Raw genomic sequence first — 16,491 nt, 5'->3', positions numbered from 1 at the left:
TCTGGCAGATAGGCGCAAAAAGCTGGAAACCCACAGCCGCTCTGGCGAAGAGACGCTATTATGATCCATTATAAACTGCTCTACACCGTCTCAGACGGCGTATTTCCCCCGCTGAAAAAATTAACAAGCGAGCACCGCATGAACGCCCCCGACGACAGTAGATGGAAAGCCGAAGGTCCGGACGGACGTCCTCATCCGTTAACTGTGTCGGCTGCCTGCTCGGTTTCGGCTACAGGGTCGGTTTCTGTCGGGGCTCGAATCCTGACCGCACACTGCTTGTAATTCGGTTCGTCGGACTGTGGATCGACGGTCGGGAGGGTCAACGTGTTGACTGCAGGATTGTGTATCGGCAGCCAGACGAGTCCCCGTGGAATCCCCTCGTCCGGTTCAACTGCAACCGTAACGGAGCCGCGTCGGGACTCCACCACCGTTCGGCCTCGGTCAAATGCGGCCAGCTGCTCGGTGATCGTCCGGGGGTGCATCCGGGCCCGCGGTAGCCCGTCAGTGAGCGTTTCGGCGTTCCGGACGCCCGTATTATAAACGCCGGCTGACCGACCGGTCGTTAACGTGAGCGGATACTGCCCGTCGACTGGCTCGGCGACGCCACTATGCGTGCCGGACGAGAAGGCTGCCAGACCGCTGTCAGTGTCGAATGACCATTCACCATCGTCGAAATACAAATAGCCGCCCTCTGAATCGGTGTCGGCAGCGGGCCATCGGACGGCCCCGTGCCGCTCCAACCGCTCGTAGCTGATGCCCGAGAGATCCGCAGGGGCACCGGCCGTTATCGACCGAAGCTCCGCGAAGACGTCGCTGGGGTCAAGCGGCGGCTCGTCAAACAGCTCCGGCTCGATTCGGTTGCCGATAGCGGCGATGATATCGAGGTCCTGTCTGGCTTCTCCGGGCGGTTCAACCGCAGCCGAGAGTGGAGCGACCCGGCGTTCCATGTTCATCGTCGTCCCGGTGGTTTCTCCCCACGTTGCGGCTGGTAAGACAACGTCCGCACACTCTACGGTCTGAGAGCGGAAGGCATCCTGAACGACAAGGAAAACATCCTCTAATACGGAGCGCACGTGGTCGGCATCAGGCAACCCGACAGCGGGGTTCGTTGCGACCGTCCAGCAGATATCGATCTCGCCACGAGCCATCCGGTTGATGATGCTGACAAACCCGTCGCCTCGGCCGGTTGGCAACCGACTAAACGGAACGTTCCACGTGTTCGCGACTGTTTTCCGCACCGACTGGTCGGTGTACTGCTGGTGGCCGGGCCAGGTCTCTTTCGAGGCACAGACGCGGTTTCCCATCGAGTTGGCCTGGCCGGTCAGCGAGAAGGGGCCGCTTCCGGGGCCGAGATTGCCAGTCACGAGACAGAGATCTATCAGCGCACGCGCCGTCGCTGTCCCCTGAATGTTTTGATTGACACCCATCCCCCAGTAGAGAAGCGTCTTTGCGTCGACCGCGTCGGCTATCGTCTCGATGTCATCCACGGTTACACCGGCCGTCTCAGCGGCCTCCTGTACGGCCGGCAGGGCGTCGGCCATACAGTCGTACCCAGTGGTGTTCGACTTGACAAACGTGGTATCGACACCGCCGGTATCGACGATATGGGCGATCACCCCTCGCGCCAAGGCGAGGTCAGCGCCCGGTTTCAGCTGGATGTGCGTGTCAGCGCGAGCTGCGGTCTTGCTTTCGACCGGGTCGATGACGACTATCTGGCCGCCATCGTTGGCGCTGTTGACGACCCAATTAAACAGAACCGGATGGGCGGTTGCGGGGTTTGCTCCCCAGATAAGATGTGTGTCTGCCGCGGGGATATCGTCGTACGTCGGCGGTGGAGCGTTCCCCCCGAATGCGTGGTCGTAGGCTGTGATCGCTGAAGCCATACAAAGCCCAGTATTGGCGTCATAATGCGGCGTCCCAAGCCCGCCGCGCGCGAGCTTTCCGAGTGCGTAGGCGGCTTCGTTCGTTTGCTGGCCGCTGCCGAAGACAGCAACGTTGCCGGAATCGGCACGAACCGCCTCAATGAACCGGGTCGCAACGACGCCGATGGCGGTATCCCAGTCGGTTGGCTGCAGCGTCCCTCCTCGACGAACAAGCGGCTTTGTGAGGCGTTTGCTTTCGGCAGCAAGCGTTTCTTGAACGCCACGCTTGCAGTCCGCACCGCAAGTAGCCGGATGTGATGGGTCACCACGTACATCTGTCAACTCTGTCCCGTCGCTACGCTGTAGCAAGCCACAGCCGACCGCACACCGCATGCAGGTCGTCGGCGTCCACTGGCTCATCGGATTCTCGCCCTCGGCGGTCGGTCGGGCCCTATCGGCCGCACAGTCACCGACGCGGCTGTTTCGACACTCAGTGTAGCCAGTCCGTTGTCACCCGTCCGGAGATGTTGTGGCATGTGCATTATCGACGTTTGGTTAACCAGCTCATACTGAGTCAATCAATGCAATAATGCTTTCGACGGCGTGCTTATTGGCAGAGTTTCTCCTGAATATGTTTAGATATTCAAAACAGTAGCGGCCAGAGCATCGCGGCCGGTGGATGTGCTGCCGACGGGCGGACACTGAAACGCCCCCTGTGGAGAGCGAAAAACGTATGACAAAAATACCTCGGAGAATGAGTTGTAAATAAAATTCTGTAGAAAGAAGGAGAAATAATACCGGGTTGGCGTGTCGGATATTGTGGTTTCCGCTTCTAGCCCGAATTTCCGAATATATTAAATAGACAGCTTTTTCCCAAACAATACAAAGTAATATGCGTGTATGATGAGCAGACGAATGGTTGAAAACGGAAATGGTTCCGATTTAACGTGTCTGGTGATGGTCGATGCCGCATAAAAAAGAAGCGTACAAGGAGGAGTTGTACGGTGACACAGTACAGGAGAAAATCCTCGAGTTCGCCGACCGCGGGTTCGATTCTATTCCCGAGTCGGAGCGCGACGAGTGGTTCTGCCGGTTCAAATTCTGGGGGCTCTTCCACCAGCGCTCTGGACAGGAAGGCTACTTCATGATGCGCTTGACCAACTGTAACGGTCGGCTCGACCCGGGACAGCTTCGAGCAATCGGCGAAGTCGCCGACGAATACGCGACAGGTCCCGAAACGAACCCCGAGTTCGGCAACGGGTGGATTGACCTGACGACGCGGCAGTCGGTACAACTCCACTGGATACGGCTCGAAGACGTTCCGGATGTGTGGGACAAACTCGAAGCGGCCGGTGTTACGACCCGCTCGTCGGGCGGCGATACAATGCGGAACATCGTTGGGTGCCCGGTTGCCGGCAAGGCCGACGACGAAATCATCGACACCCAGCCGATTCTTGACCGGTTCCAAGACGAGATCCGGGATGATGACGCGCTCTGTAATATGCCGCGGAAATTCAACATCTCTATTACAGGGACGCCGGAGGGCGGCGCACAGGACTCGATCAACGATATCGGACTCGAACCAGCACAAAAAGAGATTGACGGCGAGGAGCAGCTCGGATTCAATGTTCGCGTCGGCGGCGGTCTGGGCGGCCATGAGCCGCGGGTTGCGCGTCCGCTCGACGTCTGGGTCGCCCCCGACCGTGCGGTCGACATCGTGCGCGCTTTCGTCGAACTGTACCACGATTACGGGGACCGCGAAAACCGCAGCAAGAATCGGTCACGGTTCTTCGTCGATGATAACGGACCCGAATGGATCCGAGAGACACTGCAGGCGGAGTACGTCGACTGGGAACTCAAAACCAGCGGCGCGGATATGCGGGATAGATACACCTACAATGCCGGGCGTCCCAGCGAAGACGGCGCATTCGACTACGTCGGCGTCCACGACCAAAAAAACGGGAAGAAATGGGTCGGTCTCAGTGTTGCCTGTGGACGGCTCGAATCACAGGAAGCGATTCGGCTTGCGGAACTCGCCGCGGAGTACGGTTCGGGTGAAGTTCGGCTAACGCGCCGACAGAATCCGCTGATTATGGATGTCGACCCGAACAGGGTTGATGACCTGCTCCGAGAGCCCTTGCTGCACAAACACACGCCCGAACCAAACCCATTCGTCCGCGGCGCGACCGCCTGTACCGGCACGGAGTTCTGTGGACTCGCCCTAACCGAAACGAAGGCCCGAATGGCCCGGATGCTCCGGTGGCTGCGGGACAACGTCGACCTGCCCGAGGACGTGTGCCAGCTTAAAATTCATTTCTCCGGATGCACGGCCGACTGCGGACAGGCCAACACCGCCGACATCGGCTTGCTCGGGATGCGGGCCCGGAAAGACGGTGAGATGGTCGAAGCGCTAGATATCGGCCTCGGTGGCGGTATCGGTGAGGACCCATCGTTTGTCAACTGGATTCGCCAACGCGTCCCCGCCGACGAAGTGCCTGGCGCGATCAAAAACATCGTCGAAGCGTACGCGGCCCACCGCTTTGCGGGACAGACGTTCCGTGAGTGGGTTGCTGCGACGAGCGACGAGCAACTGATTGAGCTGTGTGAGCCTGTCGAGACGAGCTACGACGACCCGTGTCTCTACGACGCCAAGCAGTCGTGGTATCCGTTCGATGCAGAAAAGCAGGCCACCAAGGGCGTCCAAGGTGCTGACGACTAGGCCGCACTAGGGGCCGACACAACCGACAGAAGAATTTCACGACTGAAGTCATGCGAAGAGGTCAACGCTGGAGCCTAGCAATAACCGCACCATCGCGTTCGGTTAGCTGCACCATTCCCTCATCGGAGAGGTCTTCCAACAGGCTCCGAAGCCACGCTCGGCCGTACTCGCCGTCAGGCGAGTAATCGACCCGGATACGGGGTCCCAACTCGTCTATCGGTAGCTCGCCGTACTCGTTTAGTGCACGGACGACCCGGCCACGGAACTGTCGGCGACTGCCCTCGAAACTGGGCTGGGTCGGTACATCAGGAGCGGTGAAATCGCCTGTGTCGTAGGCGTCACACCATTCCCGCCACGGACACCCCGCTTCGTCGCAGCGAGGGGTCTTCCCGCAGGCAACCGCGCCGAGTTCCATAATAGCGTTATTCCACACGCGGGAGCGGCCCTTCGGCAGCAACTCGTCCGCTATGTGCTGGTACGGCGGCTCCTCTTTGTCGTGCAACTCGGAGAACGCACGGTACAACACCCGCTTTACGTTCGTATCGACGACGGCGTCGCCGTTGTTAAACGCGAACGAGGCGACGGCGTTGGCGGTGTATGGGCCGACACCCATCAGCTCCTGTAGCCCATCGGGCGTTCGTGGGAACTCGCCGTCGTGTTCGTCGCGGACCTGCCGAGCGGCCTCGTGGAGATACTTCGCTCGGTTGTTGTAGCCCAACGAGTGGTCGGTCCAGAAGCCGACGACAGCCGCTCGGTCGGCTTCGGCGAGTGCCTCAGCGGTCGGCCACTCATCGAGGAACGCGTGCCACGCTTCGACAACTCGGTCGAGTTGTGTCTGCTGGCTCATCACTTCCGAGACAAGAATCTCGTAGGGGTCTTCGGTCTCCCGCCATGGGTACGACCGGTGGTCGGTTTCGTACCACTCGATGAGTGCCGCCCTGACCGCGTCGACATCCGCCGGCAGTGTATCGGGACCGTCCTCCATCGATAGCCCGTAGCCGTCGCCGGCGCTTGGATATGACGGTCCGGAACGACCGGGCGGTCCTGACACCGAAGCCGATGTCGACCGAGCGAAACCCACTTCCGCCCGCCCCGCCGACAGCCGATATGGGACTTGAGGACCTCTCGGACGACATCGAAACGGCTTACAGCGACCTCGGCGAGGAACTCTCTGTCGACCTCGACACCGAGACCAGAAACGAACTGGCAATGCTCCAGAGCGCTTACGAGCCGGACGACCCCGACGAACTCGTCCGGCGGGCGGTCCACATGCTCTTTCAGACCGCAATCGAGACCGGAAACCTCGATTTCCACCTCCGGAGCGGTTACGATGTGACCTACGACGAATATCTCTCCGGAATGACATTCGAGGAGATGGGCGGCGGCTCCGACCTATTCGGGCAAAACGACGACAACGCCCGTCGGTATCAGTTTTAACTCGCCCGTCCGGGCCGCCCCTCGGTCACAGTTTCGACAATGGGTATACACGGTCCCGAGCGTCGGGACACTCATCGGCGTGCCTCCTGTACTCGTTCAAAGTGCCTCCACCATCTTCATCGTCATGTCGGCGACGTTTCTCCTCATGCTTGCCGTCAGGCTCCGTGCCAACGTTGCCGAGATGGCTGTCTGACGCTCGCTGTCGAACGCCTTGCCGTGATATGGATGCACGTACTTTATGTTCGACGCGCTGGACGAGAACGTATGCCACCCGAAGTCGGCGACCACGCCCCGGCGTTCGAGGCGCTGTGTTGTGACGGCGAGACGTTCCGACCGACATCGCTTACCGACGCCGTCGGCGACCGCGGTGCGGTCTTCGTTTTCGATGGGTTCGTCTTCTCGGCTATCGCACGCAACTGGTGGCCTCGCTACGAGGCCTACGGCTGGAACGAGTTCGACGCCGTGCCCGTCTACGGTGTCGTCAGAGACGGCCCCTACTCGGTCAACGAGTTTCTCAGGCAGTTAGAGAGTCCGTTCTCGATATTCTCGGACCTCAACGGCGATGTCGCGGCCGCATACGACCTGCTCGTCGAGCGTGATGGGATGGTCGGCACAAAGACGCCACAGCGGGCTGTCTTCGTACTCAACTCCGAGGGCGTCGTCACAGAGCGTTGGCTCGCTGACGATTGGATACGCCCGGTGCCCCACGAGGATATCGAGGCTGCAGTCGAGCGTCTGTGACAAGTACGGTCAGAGAGCAATCAACACTGGTCTAACGCCGCCTCTCCGTCCTCGAACCTGTCTTCGGCCTCCCATCTTTCTCCCGCCGTCGCGAGCGATGCGGCCGCCTCGAAGTGTGTCGCCGCCTCGGCGAACGCTCCGGCGGTACACCGGAGCTCGATAACGTTGGTCCGGAGCCGCTGTGGCGTTTCCTCGTCCGTCTCAAGCTGGTCGAACGTACGCTCGCTGGCGGCAAGCGACGGCGACGCCGCAGAGAACGCCGTCAGCGCGTCTTCGTATCGCTCCTCGTCGAACGCCCGAAGCCCCTCACGCATCGAGACGGCGCCGTCGAGGAATTCGTCGGCCGCCTCAAGCGTCGTTCCGAGCCGCTCGAAGGTCTGTCGTTCGCCGTCGAGGTGTCCCCCATCCCCGAGCGTTTCGCTCCGGGTGACCGGCTGGAGGTGTTCGGCGGCCCGTTCGGCGGCTGTCAGCTCCGGTTCAACCTCATCGTGGTAGTCAAGCGCCGATGGAAGCTCCGCAGCGGCGTTTTCCGGCTCGCCGATGGCGACGTATGCCTCGATGATGTCGAGCCGGACGAGCAGCTCCGTCCGAGCAGTCTCGTAGCCGGCGACGTACCGTTGATAGGTCGCGACCGCTTGCAGCGCTTCGACGTCGTCGGCGTCATCGCCGGCCACGTGGGGCTCGATGTCTTCAAGCGCCGTCTCCGCTGTGTCGGCCCGCTCGTTGACCGCGGCTACGTCGAGTTCCTCCGGAGCGGCTGCGGCGTCGTGGTCGGCGAGTGCTTCGTCATTTGTCGAGAGCGCTTCGATTGCGGTCTCGAATGCGGTTGCAATCTCTTCGTCCGACAGCTCCGACTCGTCTTCATCCGGTGTCGGCTCTGTTTCCGTTTCGTCTGCTGTGTCCTCGTCCGGGTCCTCTTCGTCCGGGTCCTCCGCCGGGACTGCTCTGTCGCCCGGCAGCGCGAGGTCGTCGCCGGTAATCTCGTCAGCCGGCCCCTCGAACGCCTCCTCGCTGCAGCCGGCGATACCGGCGGCTGACGCTGCTGCGAGCGTCGCGCCTCCGAGACGGAGCAGTTCCCGTCGACTCGGCATACACGTCCGTTTCAGACGAAGCCCATTAACGCTACGCTCGGCTTCGAGATGCGATACGAACGCCGGGGGCGCCCAACCTACCGGACACCGAGTTCCTTCGCAATGGTGTTTAGCTGTATCTCGTCGGTTCCTTCGACGATACGGAGGATTCTGGCTGTCTGGAGTTCGTTCATGAACGGATTGTCCTCGGCGACGCCGTTGCCGCCGTGGACGCCGACGACACCGTCGGCAACATCGAAGAGGACGTTCGTCGCGAGATATTTGACAATGGACGACTCCTCGATGGCCTGCTCGCCGCGGTCTAGCAGCCACGCCAGCCGGAGGCCAGCCGCGTCGGCGGCGAACGTTCTGGCTCGCCCGCGTGCGAGCGTATGCGAAATCCCTTGGAACGCTCCGATGGGACGGCCGAACGCCTCGCGGTCGCCGGCGTATTCGACGCCGCGGTCGAGAAGGAACTCGGCGTGGCCGAGCGCCCGCGCGCCGATTTCGAGTCGGCCCAGCGAGAGGAACTCCATCGCATCGTAAAACGCCCCGTCGACGGTTCCGAGCACCCTGTTTTCGGGCAGTCGAACCGCATCGAAGACGAGTTCGGCCTGCATTCCGACCATGCCGACAGCGTTGTTCAGCGTGCTGACCTCGTATTCGTCGTCCTCGACGAGAAAGCAGGTGATGCCGCCGTAGCGGCCCAACTCCTCCTGTGGCGTCGTTCGGGCGAACACCTGCACGAAGTCGGCGTAGGGGCCGTTCGTTATCCACTGCTTGCGGCCGTCGAGGACCCACTCGTCGCCGTCCTTCTCAGCGGTCGTCTCCATGTTCGGCGAATCGGAGCCGGCGCCGGGTTCGGTCTGTGCGAAAGCCGTCGACTTCTCGCCGCGGACGCACGGCTTGAGATACCGCTCTGCCTGCTCGCCTTCCGCCTGTGCCAACAGTGGCTTCGGTCCCTCCGGCCCGGCGAGCACGTGTTCTGTCAGCCCAGGGCCGTTCGATGCGACGTGTCGCATCGCCCGATACCACGTGACGTTCGAAACGCCGTCGCCGCCGACCTCCGGCGGGAGGTTCATCGCGTAGAACCCCGCCTCGGCGCTTTTCTTCCGCACCGTCTCGATGGCTTCCAGCACGTCTGGGACGAATCGACCGTCGTCCTCGTGGCGCTTTCGCGGGTTCGACCACCTCTCCCCGAGGTCGGCTTCGAGCGGCTTGACTTCCTGCTCGATGAACTCATCAAGGCTCGACAGCACGAGCGACGTTTCCTCGTCGGTTTCGAAGCTCACCCCGGAGACTGCCCCATGTGGTGACATACCACCACATACTTCGCCTCCCCCTTGAACGCACCGACGGTTGTTTGTGGAACAGCGCCGTCAGTCGTCGCCGGCCGCTTCGGGCGGTTCCGCTGTCTCTGTGGGGACACCTTCGACGGGGGCTTCTTCGACACCGGGGGTCGAACGGGTTATCGATTCTATCTGCTCGGCCGCTTTCTCCGGGTTCTCGACCCAGTCGTCGTAGAAGTCGAAGGGGTTTTCTGCTTCACCGTCGCCGAGTCCCGCATCCTCCGTTGAGGTGTAGCCGCGGTGGAGCAGCTTGTAGAGGTGGTTTTGGCTCTGCCAGTTGGCTCTGGCGTCCCGTATGGCCGACACCGAGAGCTCGGCGTACTGCCAGACGTTCTCGTCGCTGCCACAGGAGCCGAGCACCCGGCCGTCGAAGCCGACGATGTTCGAGTTGCCGAAAAATGAGTACACCTCGTCGCTCCCGGCGAGATTCGAGACGGCGACGTAGGCGTTGTTGGCCCACGCCGCATGGCGGGCGACCAGTTCCTGTTGCTCGGCGGCGGGATACATGTATCCCTGACAGCGGACGATGAGTTCGGCCCCCTTGTAGGCACAGTCGCGCCATATTTCAGGGTAGTTACCGTCGTCGCAGATGATGAGGCTGATGTTCAGCCCCTTCGGCCCCTCGGTGACGTAGGTCTGGTCGCCGGCGGTCCACCCTTCTATCGGACACCACGGGATGATTTTCCGGTAGGTCTGTCGTATTTCGCCCTCGTCGTCGATGAGAATGAGCGTGTTGTAGGGGTTCCGTTCGGGATGGTCCTCGTGTTTCTCACCGGTGATAGAAAACACACCCCACACGTCGTGTTCGTCGCACGCTCGGGAGAAGATTTCCGTTTCCGGTCCCGGGACTTCGGTCGCAAGCTCCATCATCAGCTCCTCGTCGTACGTAATTCCCTGCGTCGAATACTCCGGGAAAATGACGAGGTCGACACCGGGCGCGCCGGTTTTGATGCCCTCGATTTTCGAGGCGATGTTCTCACACTGTTCGAGTACTTCGTCTTTTGTCTCCGGGCTCGGGGCGGCGGTCTGATGGACCGCGACGCCGACGGTGTCGCCCGACGACGAGATATCTCCGTGTCGCATTACGGACACACCCACTTTGACACGACATATAGATTTTGTGTGGATGTGCTTCTAGTGGCGTCAGAAGAATATATACGATAGTTCACTTTCCCCGTAGCATGAATATCTTCCGGATAAACGCTGAATATATGTCTGAATGTAGCTTCTTCTCCCTGCAGCACGCTTATATCGTGGCCGGCGCACCGGACCCCATGCGACTCGACGGTGTCCGCGTACTCGACCTCACGCGGCTGCTCCCCGGACCGTACGCAACCCAACTTCTCGCCGACGCCGGTGCCGATGTCGTCAAAGTCGAAGACACCGACGCTGGCGACTACGCCAGACACATGCCGCCGCTGACTGACGACGGCGTCGGTGCGGTCTTCGACGCGGTCAATCGCGGCAAGCGGAGCGTCGCCATTGACCTGAAAACTGATGCCGGCCGCGAAGCCTTCTACGCGCTCGTCGATGACGCCGACGTTGTCATCGAGAGCTTCCGCCCCGGCGTCGCCGAACGGCTCGGCGTCGACTACGGGACGCTCTCCGAGCGCCAGCCGGACCTCGTCTACTGCTCGCTGACCGGCTACGGACAGTCCGGGCCGTACGCCGACCGGGCGGGCCACGACCTCAACTACGTCGGTATCGCCGGGCTGCTGGATATGACCCGCCGCGGCACCGACGAAGCCCCCCGCGTCCCCGGCTATCAGGTCGCCGACATGGCTGGCGGGCTGTTGGCCGCGTTCGGCATCGTATCGGCGCTCCTGTCGCGCGAACTCGGCAACACGGACGGGGAATACCTCGATGTAGCGCTGACTGATGCCGTCGTTTCCTTCTCGCAGGCGCTCGCCCCCGAGGCACTAGCCGGTGAGGACCCACGTCCCGGCGAGACGCCGCTGGCGGGTGCGTATCCGTGGTACGACGTCTACGAGACGGCCGACGGCCGGTACGTGACACTCGGGGCGCTCGAACCGCAGTTCTGGGAGGCCTTCTGTGATGCTGTCGACCGTCCCGACCTCGTCGAAGCGCATATGACAGATGACGACGCCGAGCGGGCGGCGCTTCGGGAGACGCTGGCGGACATCTTCGGCTCGAAGACTCGCGAGGAGTGGATAGCGGCACTCGATGACGTTGATGCTGCCGTCGAGGCGGTCTACACGCCCGATGAGGCGCTTGAACACCCACAAATCGAGGCCCGGGGCTACATCGACCGCCCCGCTGACGGCCAGCCGCGGGTGGGCTTTCCCCTCCGGGGGTCGGCTGTCCCAACCGGCGGAGCCGCCGAGGGAGACGTTCCGGGACACGGCGAGCACACCGATACGCTGCTGGCGGCAGCGGGGCTCAGCGACGAAAAGCGGGCGCGGCTCAACGACGACGGCGTTGTGCGGTAGGTGCGCTACGGGAACTACTGGTATTTTTCGGCCAGCCCTGCCAGTCCCTCGTGGCCGGTCGTCGGATGCGGTGCGGTCAGCGGCGAGACACTGACGCGGCCTTCGACGACCGCGCGGCGGTCGGTTCCCGGCGGGTCGGGAATCGTCCCCTCGGCCATTCGCTCCCAGATGTGGTCCTGAATGCGGACGGTTTCGCCGTCCCGTTCGCCGTCCATCTCGTAGACGTGGGACGGTTCAGTAATCTCCATCGGGGCGTGGCCTGTTTCAGGTGGTAGCGGCGCGTTGACGTTGAGATAGTCGGCGGCGTCGAAAACGCCCGCACCGATGGCGTTGTCGACCAGATACCGGACCGCGCGAGACGCTTCAGCGAAATCCGTCTTGTCCGGGTCGAACTCCTCGATGGTGACATCGCCGGCCGGGAAGTACACCGACGCAGCGATGGCGGGCACGCCGAAGAAGGCCGCCTCGACGGCCGCCGAGACGGTGCCGGACCGCCCGAGCACGTACTCGCCGAGGTTGGCCCCCTCGTTGCAGCCGGCAACGACGATATCGGGGTCGAGGTCGAGCGCCCCCAGCCCAGCGATGACGCAGTCGGCCGGCGTCCCCTCGACGGCGTAGCCGAGTTCGTGGTCGTGTAACTCGACGGTCCGCGAGAGCTGTCGGCCGACGGCGCTTTGGTCGTCGGCCGGCGCGACGGCAGTCACGTCGGCGACTTCTGCGAGCGCATCATACAGCGCCCGGATACCGACCGCGTCGATGCCGTCGTCGTTGGTGAGCAGCACGTCCATACCACTCCTGCGGCGGGGGCGCGCAAAAGTTCACCGCTGCCCGCGTTCACTCGCCGCTGTCGCGGGACAGCCGCTCCCACTCGGAGAGCAATGGCGTGTTCGCTGCAACGACCGAGAGCAGATACGCAGCAACGAGAAAGACGAGCGCGGAACCGACGAGATACGGAATATCTAGCGACCCGCCGGACCCGAAAAACAGGCCCGTATACTGGACCCCGGCGAGCAGCCCGACGAAGATGAGGACAGTCTCCAGATACGTTGCCGGCGCTGGACGGGGAAGCCGCATACGGGGGCGGAACAGCCGACTGCGTATAAAATTTGTCTCGCTGGTCCCGCGACTACCGCAGCCCGACCAATCCGGCGAGGTTCTTCGCGTACAGCGGCAGCGTTCCCTTGCGCGCGCCGTCGACGGCTGCCTGGATTGCCGCCGCGGGCGCATCAAGGACACCCTCGCCGTGGCCGACGAGCAGCCGCTCGGGGTCGTATTCTTTGAGGCACTTCGGCGGCACCGGCCGCAACATCGGATGGACGCCGAGGTCCTCGCTTGCCGTCCGGAAGTAATCGACCGTCCCGAGCGCCTCCGGAACGACGAGCGTCTCGCCGTCGAACAGCGCCGCCTCCTGCCAGAACGGGTTGTCGACAAGCCGCCGCACCGAGAAGCCGGCCAGCTCGTCGCTGAACCGCTCTGTCGGCGCGTCGATGTCGTCGACGACACCACCCATCCATTCCGGAACGAACACCGAGACACCGTGGCGTTCGGCGATGGCTGCCGCGTCGCGCTTGTGGCGGTCGAGCAGGACGGCGACGCCGCCGACCGGCGCATACTCCGCGAGCAGGTCGTCGAGGCCGTCGACATCGACCGGGTCGAGCACCCACAGCTCGCCGTCGCTTTCGACGGCATGGGAAGCCCGCCGCATCGTCTCGTCGGGATACGCGATCCAGCCGACGCCGCCGTCAAACTCGTCGATGACCGTCAATTCGCCCTCGCCGGAGCCTTTCATCGGCATAAATGTACGTACGACCCCGGGACGTATATATCCCGAACTGCCGGCAGCCCCTGCCAACCCGCCGCGAGCCCCCGGAACTTTATCGCCGCAGGTCCCTAGCCCGTGTATGCTCGGCGACTGCCGGTGGCTCACGCTGGAGGTCACGTCCCTCGACTCGGTCGCTCCGTTCTACCGCGAGCGGTTATCACTGCCGCTCATCGAGGCGACCGACCGACAGTACCGTTTCGATGCCGGCGGTAGCTCGGAGCTTCGGCTCCGACGGCCGACGGCGGTTCCCCGTGGCGGTCTGCATACGCATTATGCTTTCTCCTGTCCGGCCGACGCCTACGACGCGTGGTGGGACCGTCTCGATGCCGACTTCGACTTGCAGGAGGTTGATTTCGGCAGCATGCGGTCGCTGTATCTCTACGACCCGGCGGGCAACTGCGTCGAAATCGCCGGCGCGGACGAGCCGAGCGGGACCGCTGGCCGGACGCTTTCGGGCATTTTCGAGGTCGTCTTCGAGGTTGCGGACCTGCCTGCGTCCGAGCAGTTTTATACGGCCCTCGGCTTCGAGGTCGTCGACAGGGGCGAGAACAGAACGCGGACTCGTCTTACTAACGGGCCGCTCGACATCGAGCTGTGGGAGCCACAGCTCGGCCTTGCCGACGCCCGCGGTGGCGTCCACGTCGATGTCGGTATCAACGCCGAATCCCCCGCGGCGGTCGCCGACAACGTCGCAGAACGGGTCACGAAACGCGAACAGCTCGACGACGGTGCCGTCCGAATCAGGGACCCGGACGGCCACTATCTGACGTTCGTCCGGTCGGAGCGCTAGCTCAGTCGGTCGGTGTCGATGTCCCGCCCCGGCGGCGAGATAACGAGAAAGTCACGGAAATGCATCAGCTCGCCGCCGAGCTCTCGGATGTCGCGGGCGAACCCTGCTGCCAACTCGCTTAGGTCCCCCTCGATATTCAACACGAGCACGTCGTCGTTTTCGACGTGTGCCACCCACTCGTCGGGGTCAGTCGTCCCGTCAAGCACGCCGAGTACGACATCGCCGCCGGTGTCGAGGTCGTCCAGCTCGTCTTCCGCGGTCTGCAAATCGAGGTCTGAATCGCCCATACCGGAGCCACAGCGTCCGACAGAAAAAGCCTGCCGGCTGTCGGCGGTCGCCCCGTGGCACCGACGCGAGTCGCTTTTTACCGCCGATGTCCAACCGGTGTGTAGTGACAGCCGACCCTGACATCGCGTCTGCTGACGCCGACGCCGACATCGACATCGAGACGTTCTACGACGCACTGGCCGCCGCGCGCCGCCCGGTCGTCACCGCCGAGGACCTCGCCACGACAGCCGGCTGTACCGTCGAGGTCGCTAACGAGGCGCTTGCCGCCCTCGCTGACGAAAGCGAGGTCCAACGGCTTGATGTCGACGACGAGTCGGCGGTCTGGGCTCCCGAGCGAACAGCCGGGGCCACAGAGCGGGTCACTGTCTTTCCTGAGCGTCGCGACATTGTCGTCGATGAACCCGAACAGTACACGCGGGCACTTTTGACGCAGTTTGCCCACCTCGAAGAGACGAACAGCGAGTCGGGCTACATTTACGCCGTTCGGGAAGAGGACATCTGGAACGCCCCCTACGAGTCGCTGCCGGAGCTGCTGGCGACGATTCGGTCCGCGCTCGGCGGCCACCACGAGGCGCTCGAATCGTGGGTCGAAGGCCAATGGGAGCGGGCCCACAAGTTCCGGCTTACGACTCACGAGGACGGCTACGTGGTGCTCGAAGCAAAGAGCGCTGACCTGCTGGGGAACGTCGCTGAACCGCGGCTCGACGACGGCGTCCTCCGTGCCCGGCTTGACGACGAGACGGCATGGGTCGCCGAAGAACGGACCGCCGACCTCAAACAGACCCTCTACGAGGCCGGCTATCCGGTCCAAGACCACCGGAATCTCGACACCGGCGACCCGCTGCCGATGGACCTTACACTTGAGCTGCGGCCGTATCAGAGCGACTGGATCGCTCGGTTCGCCGACGCCGGGTCCGGCGTGCTCGTCGGCCCGCCGGGGTCCGGCAAAACCGTCGCCGCGCTCGGCATCATGGCCGACATCGAGGGCGAGACGCTCATTCTGGTTCCGTCCCGAGAGCTGGCCGCCCAGTGGCGGGAGAATCTCCTCAACGAGACAACACTGTCGCCGGAACAGGTCGGCGAGTACCACGGCGGCAGCAAGGAAATCCGCCCGGTAACGATAGCGACCTACCAGACCGCCGGGATGGACCGCCATCGGAGCCTCTTCGATTCGCGGAAGTGGGGGCTCATCGTCTACGACGAGGTCCACCACATCCCCAGCCCCGTCCATCGCCGGAGCGCCCAACTCCAGACCAAACACCGGCTTGGGCTGACGGCGACGCCGGTTCGGGAAACAGACGACCAACAGCAGATATACACCCTCGTCGGCCAGCCCATCGGAACCAACTGGGAGGCGCTGTTCGAGGCCGGCTACGTCGCCGAGCCGGAGGTCGAAATCCGGTTTCTGCCGTGGGCGTCCGAGACTCACCGCAACGAGTACGGCTCGGCGACCGGCCACGAGAAACGACAGTTGGCGGCAACGAACCCGGCGAAGATACGGGAGATATCCGCCATCCTGCACGAGAACCGGGGCTCGAAAGCCATCGTCTTCGTCGAATACATCGAGCAGGGCGACCAAATCGCCGAAGCGCTCGGCGTCCCGTTCATCAGCGGTGAGACGCCTCATGCCCGTCGGAGCAAGCTCTTTGGCCGGTTCCGCGGCGGCCAACTCGATACGATTGTCGTCTCCCGGGTCGGCGATGAGGGCATCGACCTGCCGGACACTGAGGTCGCCATTGCCGCCTCCGGACTCGGCGGCTCCCGCAGGCAGGGCGCACAGCGAGCCGGTCGGACGATGCGCCCCGTCGGGAAAGCACGGATGTACGTCCTCGCAACGCGGGGGTCCCGCGAGGAGGACTTCGCCCGCAAGCGAACCAAGCACTTAGCCGCTCGCGGGGTTCGCGTCCAAGAGGCCGAGCCGCTCGCCTTCGGCGACGGCCGCGTCGCCGACGAAGAATGACTT

General features: G+C 63.1%; 15 protein-coding genes. 6 read left to right on the top strand and 9 right to left on the bottom strand.

Annotation, left to right across the window (positions count from 1 at the left end):
* Nucleotides 1-191 precede the first annotated feature (191 nt).
* Nucleotides 192-2,282 carry an assimilatory nitrate reductase NasA gene (gene nasA / locus NP_RS10460; RefSeq protein WP_011323820.1) on the bottom strand — a complete coding sequence of 697 codons (2,091 nt, stop codon included), beginning with the start codon at nt 2,280-2,282 and terminating at the stop codon, nt 192-194.
* 544 nt (nt 2,283-2,826) lie between these two features.
* On the opposite strand from nasA, the gene NP_RS10455 reads away from it, so the two are divergent.
* Complete coding sequence (locus tag NP_RS10455) at nt 2,827-4,581, top strand: nitrite/sulfite reductase (RefSeq protein WP_011323819.1); 1,755 nt, start codon at nt 2,827-2,829, stop codon at nt 4,579-4,581.
* A gap of 61 nt (nt 4,582-4,642) precedes the next feature.
* Here the strand turns inward: NP_RS10455 and NP_RS10450 are convergent, their stop codons facing one another.
* Nucleotides 4,643-5,566 (bottom strand): HhH-GPD family protein, encoded by a 924-nt coding sequence (locus NP_RS10450; protein WP_011323818.1) that lies wholly within the window; start codon nt 5,564-5,566, stop codon nt 4,643-4,645.
* 122 nt (nt 5,567-5,688) lie between these two features.
* Here NP_RS10450 and NP_RS10445 point away from each other — a divergent pair, with 122 nt between their 5' ends.
* Nucleotides 5,689-6,018, top strand: a complete 330-nt coding sequence (locus NP_RS10445) for a hypothetical protein (protein WP_011323817.1) — start codon at nt 5,689-5,691, stop codon at nt 6,016-6,018.
* Between the two features lie 264 nt (nt 6,019-6,282).
* On the top strand, nt 6,283-6,759 hold the full coding sequence (locus tag NP_RS10440; protein WP_011323816.1) for a peroxiredoxin family protein: 477 nt from the start codon (nt 6,283-6,285) through the stop codon (nt 6,757-6,759).
* Nucleotides 6,760-6,779: 20 nt separating this feature from the next.
* Here NP_RS10440 and NP_RS10435 read toward each other — a convergent pair whose 3' ends face one another.
* From NP_RS10435 to NP_RS10425, 3 genes are all read right to left on the bottom strand, one after another.
* Nucleotides 6,780-7,850, bottom strand: a complete 1,071-nt coding sequence (locus NP_RS10435; RefSeq protein ID WP_011323815.1) for a hypothetical protein — start codon at nt 7,848-7,850, stop codon at nt 6,780-6,782.
* A gap of 77 nt (nt 7,851-7,927) precedes the next feature.
* Complete coding sequence (locus NP_RS10430; protein ID WP_011323814.1) at nt 7,928-9,148, bottom strand: acyl-CoA dehydrogenase family protein; 1,221 nt, start codon at nt 9,146-9,148, stop codon at nt 7,928-7,930.
* Nucleotides 9,149-9,208: 60 nt separating this feature from the next.
* Nucleotides 9,209-10,261 carry an aliphatic amidase gene (locus NP_RS10425; RefSeq protein WP_011323813.1) on the bottom strand — a complete coding sequence of 351 codons (1,053 nt, stop codon included), beginning with the start codon at nt 10,259-10,261 and terminating at the stop codon, nt 9,209-9,211.
* 191 nt (nt 10,262-10,452) lie between these two features.
* On the opposite strand from NP_RS10425, the gene NP_RS10420 reads away from it, so the two are divergent.
* On the top strand, nt 10,453-11,628 hold the full coding sequence (locus NP_RS10420) for a CaiB/BaiF CoA transferase family protein (protein ID WP_049939860.1): 1,176 nt from the start codon (nt 10,453-10,455) through the stop codon (nt 11,626-11,628).
* 14 nt (nt 11,629-11,642) lie between these two features.
* On the opposite strand, the gene surE is transcribed toward NP_RS10420, so the two are convergent.
* The 3 genes from surE to NP_RS10405 are packed head-to-tail and all read right to left on the bottom strand — an operon-like array spanning nt 11,643 to nt 13,423.
* A complete protein-coding gene (gene surE, locus NP_RS10415; RefSeq protein WP_011323811.1) occupies nt 11,643-12,416 on the bottom strand; it encodes a 5'/3'-nucleotidase SurE in 774 nt (257 codons plus the stop codon).
* Between the two features lie 46 nt (nt 12,417-12,462).
* Nucleotides 12,463-12,702: a hypothetical protein gene (locus tag NP_RS10410; protein WP_049939661.1), complete on the bottom strand. Its 240-nt coding sequence runs from the start codon at nt 12,700-12,702 to the stop codon at nt 12,463-12,465.
* A gap of 52 nt (nt 12,703-12,754) precedes the next feature.
* Complete coding sequence (locus NP_RS10405) at nt 12,755-13,423, bottom strand: hypothetical protein (RefSeq protein ID WP_011323810.1); 669 nt, start codon at nt 13,421-13,423, stop codon at nt 12,755-12,757.
* A gap of 106 nt (nt 13,424-13,529) precedes the next feature.
* On the opposite strand from NP_RS10405, the gene NP_RS10400 reads away from it, so the two are divergent.
* Nucleotides 13,530-14,240: a VOC family protein gene (locus NP_RS10400; RefSeq protein ID WP_011323809.1), complete on the top strand. Its 711-nt coding sequence runs from the start codon at nt 13,530-13,532 to the stop codon at nt 14,238-14,240.
* Here the strand turns inward: NP_RS10400 and NP_RS10395 are convergent.
* Complete coding sequence (locus NP_RS10395; protein WP_011323808.1) at nt 14,237-14,527, bottom strand: DUF5779 family protein; 291 nt, start codon at nt 14,525-14,527, stop codon at nt 14,237-14,239. The two genes, NP_RS10400 and NP_RS10395, sit on opposite strands and share 4 nt — an antisense overlap.
* A gap of 86 nt (nt 14,528-14,613) precedes the next feature.
* On the opposite strand from NP_RS10395, the gene NP_RS10390 reads away from it, so the two are divergent.
* Nucleotides 14,614-16,488, top strand: coding sequence for a DEAD/DEAH box helicase (locus NP_RS10390; RefSeq protein ID WP_011323807.1), 1,875 nt, complete (start codon nt 14,614-14,616; stop codon nt 16,486-16,488).
* Nucleotides 16,489-16,491 lie beyond the last annotated feature (3 nt).

This window comes from Natronomonas pharaonis DSM 2160, from assembly GCF_000026045.1.
In the GTDB taxonomy this organism is placed as follows: Archaea; Halobacteriota; Halobacteria; order Halobacteriales; family Haloarculaceae; genus Natronomonas; species Natronomonas pharaonis.
Note: the sequence above shows the minus strand (reverse complement) of the source record. Positions and strands in the feature narration are given on the sequence as shown.

Coding starts and splice junctions, on each gene's coding strand:
- nasA (WP_011323820.1), bottom strand. CDS start 2,282: ATGAGCCAGTGGACGCCGACGACCTGCATGCGGTGTGCGGTCGGCTGT.
- NP_RS10455 (WP_011323819.1), top strand. CDS start 2,827: ATGCCGCATAAAAAAGAAGCGTACAAGGAGGAGTTGTACGGTGACACA.
- NP_RS10450 (WP_011323818.1), bottom strand. CDS start 5,566: ATGGAGGACGGTCCCGATACACTGCCGGCGGATGTCGACGCGGTCAGG.
- NP_RS10445 (WP_011323817.1), top strand. CDS start 5,689: ATGGGACTTGAGGACCTCTCGGACGACATCGAAACGGCTTACAGCGAC.
- NP_RS10440 (WP_011323816.1), top strand. CDS start 6,283: ATGCCACCCGAAGTCGGCGACCACGCCCCGGCGTTCGAGGCGCTGTGT.
- NP_RS10435 (WP_011323815.1), bottom strand. CDS start 7,850: ATGCCGAGTCGACGGGAACTGCTCCGTCTCGGAGGCGCGACGCTCGCA.
- NP_RS10430 (WP_011323814.1), bottom strand. CDS start 9,148: ATGTCACCACATGGGGCAGTCTCCGGGGTGAGCTTCGAAACCGACGAG.
- NP_RS10425 (WP_011323813.1), bottom strand. CDS start 10,261: ATGCGACACGGAGATATCTCGTCGTCGGGCGACACCGTCGGCGTCGCG.
- NP_RS10420 (WP_049939860.1), top strand. CDS start 10,453: ATGCGACTCGACGGTGTCCGCGTACTCGACCTCACGCGGCTGCTCCCC.
- surE (WP_011323811.1), bottom strand. CDS start 12,416: ATGGACGTGCTGCTCACCAACGACGACGGCATCGACGCGGTCGGTATC.
- NP_RS10410 (WP_049939661.1), bottom strand. CDS start 12,702: ATGCGGCTTCCCCGTCCAGCGCCGGCAACGTATCTGGAGACTGTCCTC.
- NP_RS10405 (WP_011323810.1), bottom strand. CDS start 13,423: ATGCCGATGAAAGGCTCCGGCGAGGGCGAATTGACGGTCATCGACGAG.
- NP_RS10400 (WP_011323809.1), top strand. CDS start 13,530: ATGCTCGGCGACTGCCGGTGGCTCACGCTGGAGGTCACGTCCCTCGAC.
- NP_RS10395 (WP_011323808.1), bottom strand. CDS start 14,527: ATGGGCGATTCAGACCTCGATTTGCAGACCGCGGAAGACGAGCTGGAC.
- NP_RS10390 (WP_011323807.1), top strand. CDS start 14,614: ATGTCCAACCGGTGTGTAGTGACAGCCGACCCTGACATCGCGTCTGCT.